The sequence below is a fragment of the Nocardioides sp. genome (assembly GCF_031397825.1).
GTDB lineage: Bacteria > Actinomycetota > Actinomycetes > Propionibacteriales > Nocardioidaceae > Nocardioides.
The window spans coordinates 1-6,414 of record NZ_JANNML010000108.1; the positions used below are offsets into that span (position 1 = coordinate 1).

7 protein-coding genes and 1 pseudogene are annotated in these 6,414 nt (G+C 70.1%); 5 read left to right on the plus strand and 3 right to left on the minus strand.

Annotation, left to right across the window (positions count from 1 at the left end):
- From RMN98_RS09550 to RMN98_RS09560, 3 genes and pseudogenes are all read left to right on the plus strand, one after another.
- A pseudogene (locus tag RMN98_RS09550) lies at window positions 1-245 on the plus strand (branched-chain amino acid ABC transporter permease); the annotation flags it as partial.
- Window positions 235-1,185, plus strand: coding sequence for an ABC transporter ATP-binding protein (locus RMN98_RS09555; protein ID WP_309648582.1), 951 nt, complete (start codon window positions 235-237; stop codon window positions 1,183-1,185). The pseudogene RMN98_RS09550 and the gene RMN98_RS09555, both read left to right, overlap by 11 nt.
- Complete coding sequence (locus RMN98_RS09560) at window positions 1,182-1,958, plus strand: ABC transporter ATP-binding protein (RefSeq protein ID WP_309648583.1); 777 nt, start codon at window positions 1,182-1,184, stop codon at window positions 1,956-1,958. Before RMN98_RS09555 ends, RMN98_RS09560 begins: the two co-directional genes overlap by 4 nt.
- 276 nt (window positions 1,959-2,234) lie before the next feature.
- Here the strand turns inward: RMN98_RS09560 and RMN98_RS09565 are convergent, their stop codons facing one another.
- Together RMN98_RS09565 and RMN98_RS09570 are read right to left on the minus strand one after the other, a co-directional pair.
- On the minus strand, window positions 2,235-3,488 hold the full coding sequence (locus RMN98_RS09565; RefSeq protein WP_309648588.1) for an ABC transporter substrate-binding protein: 1,254 nt from the start codon (window positions 3,486-3,488) through the stop codon (window positions 2,235-2,237).
- Between the two features lie 186 nt (window positions 3,489-3,674).
- On the minus strand, window positions 3,675-4,421 hold the full coding sequence (locus tag RMN98_RS09570; RefSeq protein ID WP_309648584.1) for a DUF554 domain-containing protein: 747 nt from the start codon (window positions 4,419-4,421) through the stop codon (window positions 3,675-3,677).
- Between the two features lie 112 nt (window positions 4,422-4,533).
- On the opposite strand from RMN98_RS09570, the gene RMN98_RS09575 reads away from it, so the two are divergent.
- A complete protein-coding gene (locus RMN98_RS09575; protein WP_309648585.1) occupies window positions 4,534-5,106 on the plus strand; it encodes a GNAT family N-acetyltransferase in 573 nt (190 codons plus the stop codon).
- Between the two features lie 13 nt (window positions 5,107-5,119).
- On the opposite strand, the gene RMN98_RS09580 is transcribed toward RMN98_RS09575, so the two are convergent.
- Window positions 5,120-5,557 (minus strand): hotdog fold thioesterase, encoded by a 438-nt coding sequence (locus tag RMN98_RS09580; RefSeq protein WP_309648586.1) that lies wholly within the window; start codon window positions 5,555-5,557, stop codon window positions 5,120-5,122.
- A gap of 60 nt (window positions 5,558-5,617) precedes the next feature.
- Here RMN98_RS09580 and RMN98_RS09585 point away from each other — a divergent pair.
- On the plus strand, window positions 5,618-6,414 hold a 797-nt coding region (locus RMN98_RS09585), incomplete at its 3' end, for a 5'-3' exonuclease H3TH domain-containing protein (RefSeq protein ID WP_309648587.1).

The following is a 6,414-nucleotide window of genomic DNA, read 5'->3' on the forward strand; positions in this document are numbered from 1 at the left end:
CGGCGCGTGTGCTCGGCCCGGTCGTCGGATCGATCGTGTTCTGGTTCCTGATCGCCGGGCTGGGATCGTTCTTCGGCCAGGCGACATCGGGAGCAGATCCGCTGATCCCCGACTTCATCATGACCAACACACAGTCCAGCCTCATCCGATTCATCATGCTCGGACTCGGCCTCATGCTCCTGATGATCTTCCGACCACAGGGGATCTTCGGCGACCGAAGGGAGATCGCGATCGATGGACGCTGACGCGCAGTCGACGAGCCAGAGCACCACTGCCACCACGAGGTCCGCGGTCGACCTCGGCGCGGTGCCCGCCGTCCCAGGAGCAGCCAAGCCCGACGCGCTCATCGTCGGGGACAACATCACCCGCAAGTTCGGCGGCCTCACGGCCGTCGACGTGGACCACATCGAGATCCAGCGGGGAGTCATCACCGCGCTGATCGGGCCCAACGGCGCCGGCAAGACCACGTTGTTCAACCTGCTCACGGGCTTCGACGTGCCGGACTCCGGCTCGTGGAGCCTCAACGGGGGCTCGCTCGCGGGCGTCGCCTCCTACAAGGTCGCCCGCCGCGGCATGGTCCGCACCTTCCAGCTGACCAAGGTCCTGTCCAAGCTCACCGTCATGGACAACATGCTCCTCGGTGCCACCGGCCAGCGTGGGGAGAAGCTCCTCTCGGCGCTCCTGCCCTTCCGCTGGCGCGCCCAGGAGGAGGCCAACGCCGAGCGCGCCAACCATCTCCTGGCGCGCTTCAAGCTCGATGCCAAGCGTGAGGACTTCGCCGGTTCGCTCTCGGGAGGACAGCGCAAGCTCCTCGAGATGGCCCGCGCGCTCATGGTGGACCCGGAGCTGATCATGCTCGACGAGCCGATGGCCGGGGTCAACCCGGCGCTGAAGCAGTCGCTGCTGGGTCACGTGAAGTCACTGCGCGACGAGGGCCGCACGGTGCTCTTCGTCGAGCACGACATGGACATGGTCCGCGACATCTCCGACTGGGTCATCGTGATGGCCCAGGGCAAGATCGTGGCCGAGGGGACGCCCCAGGCCGTCATGCAGGACCCCGCCGTCATCGACGCCTACCTCGGTGCCCACCACGACACCGACCTGCGCGACATGGACGAGGCAGCCATCGAGGCCGTGGCCGAGGCCGAGCTCGAGGCAGAGACGCACGGAGAGGCGACCCCATGAGCGAGTCCACCACGACCACCCCGGAGCGGGAGGTCCACCTGGCGGCCGCCGGCGACGCCATCTTGCGAGCCGACGCGCTCATCGGTGGCTACCTGCCGGGCGTCGACATCCTCAACGGCGCGGACCTCTACTGCAACAAGGGCGAGCTGGTGGGCATCATCGGCCCCAACGGCGCCGGGAAGTCGACCCTGCTCAAGGCGCTCTTCGGCCTGGTCAAGGTCCGCACCGGCTCGGTGGTGCTGGACGGTGAGGACATCACCAACATGCGCGCCGACGAGCTGGTCACCAAGGGCATCGGCTTCGTCCCGCAGTCCAACAACGTCTTCCCGAGCCTGACCATCGAGGAGAACCTCGAGATGGGCTGCTACCAGACGCCGCAGAAGTTCCCCGAGCGGTTCACCTTCGTGACCGACATCTTCCCCAGGCTGGGGGAGCGCCGCAAGCAGCGCGCCGGTTCCCTGTCGGGCGGGGAGCGGCAGATGGTGGCCATGGGCCGCGCCCTGATGATGGCGCCCTCGGTGCTGCTGCTCGACGAGCCCTCGGCCGGTCTGTCGCCGGTGCTGCAGGACGAGGTCTTCGTGCAGACCCGCAACATCAACCGTGCGGGCGTCTCGGTGATCATGGTCGAGCAGAACGCACGACGTTGCCTGCAGATCTGCGACCGGGGCTACGTGCTCGACCACGGCCGCAACGCCTACACCGGCACTGGTCAGTCGCTCGGCAGCGACCCCAAGGTCATCCAGCTCTACCTCGGCACGCTGGGCGCCAGCTAGGCAGTGCATCGCAGACGGGCCCCGGGACCAGCCATGGTCCCGGGGCCCGTCTGCGTCCCGTGGCATCGGACGCCGGGACCGCCCAGGGGCCCCGGCAGCGGGTCGTGGGTCCCTGGGCGCGCAGGGGCGCTGGCAGCGGCACACGACTGCCGGGGGACGGGCGGCGCCGTACGCGCGGAGACGGGGAGACATGCCCAACGGCACCGGGCCCGAGACCTTGCGGTCTCGGGCCCGGCGGGGTCCTGCGGTCGGGGCCGTGGCCCCGTCAGCGGTGGATCAGATCTGGCCGCTGATGAAGTCGACAGCCTCGATGGTGTTGTCGGCCTTGTACTCGTAGATGCCGATCGAGGCAGCGGTCGGGCTGCCCGTCTCGCCGAGCTCGATGGGACCGGAGACACCGTCGTAGTCGATGTCGGCACCCTCGTCGAGGAGCGCGACGCAGTCGGCGAACGTCGTGCACTTCTCGCCACCGATGGTGACGTCCACGATCGCGGCACCGACGGACTCACCGTCGTCGGCGCCGGCCGCCACGGCCGCGAGGGCCGAGGTGATCACGGCGTCGTAGGACTCGGCCGCGTAGGCGAAGGAGTCCAGGTCCGGGTTGAGGTCCAGGAGACGCTTCTGGAACTCGCCGCCGGTGTCGGCACCGGGGATGGTGCCCTTGGTGCCCTCGAGCGCGCCCGCGGGCAGCGGCGTGCTGCCACCCTCGCTGTAGTCGGCGGTGTTGCCGTCGACGAAGTAGGTCGGGATGTCCTGCGGGCCGGCGCCGGCGGTGATGAGCTGCGGCACGATGGTCGCGGTCTCCTCGAAGCCGATCAGGACCAGGGAGTCGCCACCGGCAGCGGCGATCTCGTCGACCTGCGAGTCGAAGGACTGGGCGTTCTCGCCGTAGAACACGGTGGCGGCGACGCTGGAACCGGCGTTCTCCAGGTTGGTCGCCACCTGCTCGGCGAGGGTCTCGCCGTAGGCGTCCTGGCGAGCCAGGATCGCGACGTTGGAGCGGCCGTCCTCGATGAGGAGGTTGGCCATCACGGCACCCTGGAGGATGTCCGAGGGAGCCGTGCGGAAGTAGAGGTCCGGCGAGTCGTAGGGCGGCTCGTCGAAGGCAGTCGAGGTGTTGGCCGGGGAGAACATGACGGCACCGGCGGCCTGGATGGCGTCGATGACGGTGAGCGAGACGCCCGAGGACGCCGCACCGATGATCACGTCGGAGCCGGCGGCGAGGAGCTCGTCGGTCTCGGCGGGGGCGATGCCCGAGTCAGCGTCTCCGGAGTCGCCGCGGACGTGGACGACGTCCGCACCGTTGACGCCACCGGCCTCGTTGATCTCCTGGACGGCCAGGTCGACACCCGCGAACTCCGGGGGGCCGAGGAAGGCGAGGCTGCCGGTCTCGGGCAGCAGCGAGCCGAAGGTCAGGACGCCGTCGCCGGTCTCGGCGGGCGGCGCGCTCGACTCGGTCGTGTCGGACGACTCGTCAGCGCTGGGCTCGGTGTCGCCATCATCGCCGCCACAGGCGGAGAGGGCCAGCATGCCGGTCACCGCAACTACTGCCAGTCGGGTACGTGTGGATCTGAGGTTCATGCGTCCTCCGTGTCTTACCGGCCCCATCGTGGAGCCAGGGGATTTGCTGCAACGTAATGCCCCCAGGGGCGGCTGAGGACGGAATGGAGGATCGTGCGTGGTTTGTGGCCGATTCGTTATCTGGGTCACAGCGCCTCAGGAGAGCTGCGCGACCGCCCAGACGAGCCCCGGCGCGACCAGGAGGGCGGGCAGCAGGTCGGCGACGGGGATCTCCCGGATCTTGAGCAGGCGGAGGGCGACCCCCACGAGGAGCAGACCACCGGTCGCGGTGATGGCGGCCAGCTCGGCCTCCGGCAGCACGTCACCGAGCCCCATGCCCACCAGCGTCAGGCTGCCCTGCACGACCAGCACGGTGAGTGCCGAGGCGGCGACGCCCCACCCGAAGGACGCGGCGAAGGCGATCGCCGCGAACCCGTCCAGGGTGGCCTTCAGGAAGAGCTGGTCGGCGCCGTTGCCGAGCCCGTCGTTGAGCGACCCGAGGATGGTCAGCGGGCCGGTGCAGAAGATCAGCGACGAGACGACGAAGCCCTCGACGAACCGCTGCCGCTCGACGGAGTCGCTCGTGGCCGAGAGCCGTCGCTGGAGCCAGCGCCCGAGGGACTCCACCCGGTCCTCGAGGTGGAGCAGCGAGCCCAGGATCCCGCCCAGGAGCAGCGAGCCCAGGACGATCAGCATCGGGGCGCTGTCGCCCACCTTGGCGGCGAGGTCCGCGTCGCGCACCGCCAGGGCCGACGTGGCCGCGATCAGGAGCGTGACCAGGCCCAGGGCATCCGTGACGAGGTCACGGGTCCGGACCGGCAGCCGGTTGCCCAGCAGCCGGCCGAGGAGGGCGCCGACCAGCACGGTGGCGACGTTGACGGCGGTGCCGACTCCGGGGATCACGAGGCTCCTCTGTCATGGCGGGCGGGCTGAGCGTAGTCTTCACCAGGGCCGTGCGCGTGGTGGGCATGGAGTGCGGTCCCTGTGGTGCTCAGCTCTGGAAGGTGGGGAACGCGTGAGCCGTTCGATGGTGACGTTGCGGTGTGCCGAGGTCGGCGACGCGCCTGTCCTCGCCGAGCTCTGGGCCGACGCCGTACGACGCGCGGACCACCAGGACCAGGTGGCCGACCTCGAGCTCGTGATCAAGGCCGCCACGGCCTCGCCGGAGCAGCGGCTGCTCGTCGCGGACTACGACGGCCAGCTCGCCGGAGCCGTCTTCCTGCGGGTGTGCACGCTGACCCCGATCAACCTCGAGCAGACCGTCCAGGCGATCTCGCCCCACGTCTTCCCGCAGTTCCGTCGCCACGGCATCGGGCGCCTGCTCATGGAGAGCGCGGTCGCCTTCGCCGAGGAGCTCGGCATCGGCCACGTCGCCACGGCGGCCACCTCCGGGTCGCGCGACGCCAACCGGTTCATGGCCCGCCTCGCCCTGGGGCCGCACGCCACGGTCCGGATCGCGCCGACCCAGGTGGTGCGCGCCAAGCTGACCGCGCAACGACCGGCGCTCCCGACGACGAGCGGTCGTCAGCTCACGCGGGTGCTCGCCGCGCGCCGCTCGATGCGGCGCGCCCAGTCGCCGACCGCCTGAGCCGAGCCGGCCGCTATCTCGCGAGGCGCTCCGCGGGGATCAGCGCGCAGGTGATCCGGGCGGTGCAGACCCGCTTGCCGCGCTCGTCGCTGATCACGACCTCGAAGCACGCGCTGGTGCGCCCGAGGTGTACCGGCGTGGCCACCCCCGTGACCAGGCCCGACGTCGCCGAGCGGTGATGGGTGGCGTTGATGTCGATCCCGACCGCCACCCGGTCCGGGTGGGCGTGCAGTGCCGACCCGATGGAGCCCAGGGACTCCGCCAGGACCACCGACGCGCCGCCGTGGAGCAGCCCGTAGGGCTGGGTGTTGCCCTCGACCGGCATCGTGGCGACGATCCGCTCGGGCGTCACCTCCACGACCTCGATGCCCATCTTGTCGCCCAGGGCGCCGTTGGGCATGGCGGCGAGGAACTCCTCGAGGGACGCGCTGGCCGGCTGGTCGTCAGTCATGCGCCCATTGTGGCCGACCGGTCGCGTGGGGCCGTCGGTGGTGGCGGCTAGAGTCGGCGGGTGCCCGAGGCCTCCACGACAACCCGCCCTCGTCTGCTGCTGCTCGACGGACACTCGTTGGCCTACCGCGCGTTCTTCGCGCTGCCGGTCGAGAACTTCTCCACGACGACCGGCCAGCACACCAACGCCGTCTACGGCTTCACCTCGATGCTCATCAACGTGCTGCGCGACGAGCAGCCGACCCACCTGGCGGTCGCGTTCGACGTGTCACGCCAGACCTTCCGTCTCGAGCAGTACGCCGAGTACAAGGCCAAGCGCAACAAGACGCCGGGGGAGTTCAGCAGCCAGCTGCCGCTGATCGAGGAGGTCCTCGACGCCCTGCGCATCCCCTTCCTGAAGAAGGACGGCTTCGAGGCCGACGACATCATCGCGACCCTCGTGACCCAGGCCCTCGCCGACGACATGGACGTGCTCGTCCTGACCGGTGACCGTGACGCACTCCAGCTCGTCACCGAGCACTCCACCGTCCTCTACCCCATGCGCGGCGTCTCCGACCTCGCGCGGATGACGCCCCAGGCCGTCGAGACCAAGTACGGCGTGCCCCCGCACCGCTACCCCGAGCTCGCCGCGATCGTCGGGGAGACCTCCGACAACCTGCCGGGTGTCCCGGGCGTGGGCCAGGGCTTCGCGGCCAAGTGGATCAACCAGTTCGACGGCCTCGACAACGTCATCGCCCACGCCGACCAGATCACCGGCAAGAAGGGTGAGGCGCTGCGCGAGCACCTCGGCGACGTCATGCGCAACCGCCACCTCAACGCCCTCGTGCGCGACCTCGACCTCGAGCTGGTGCCCGCCGA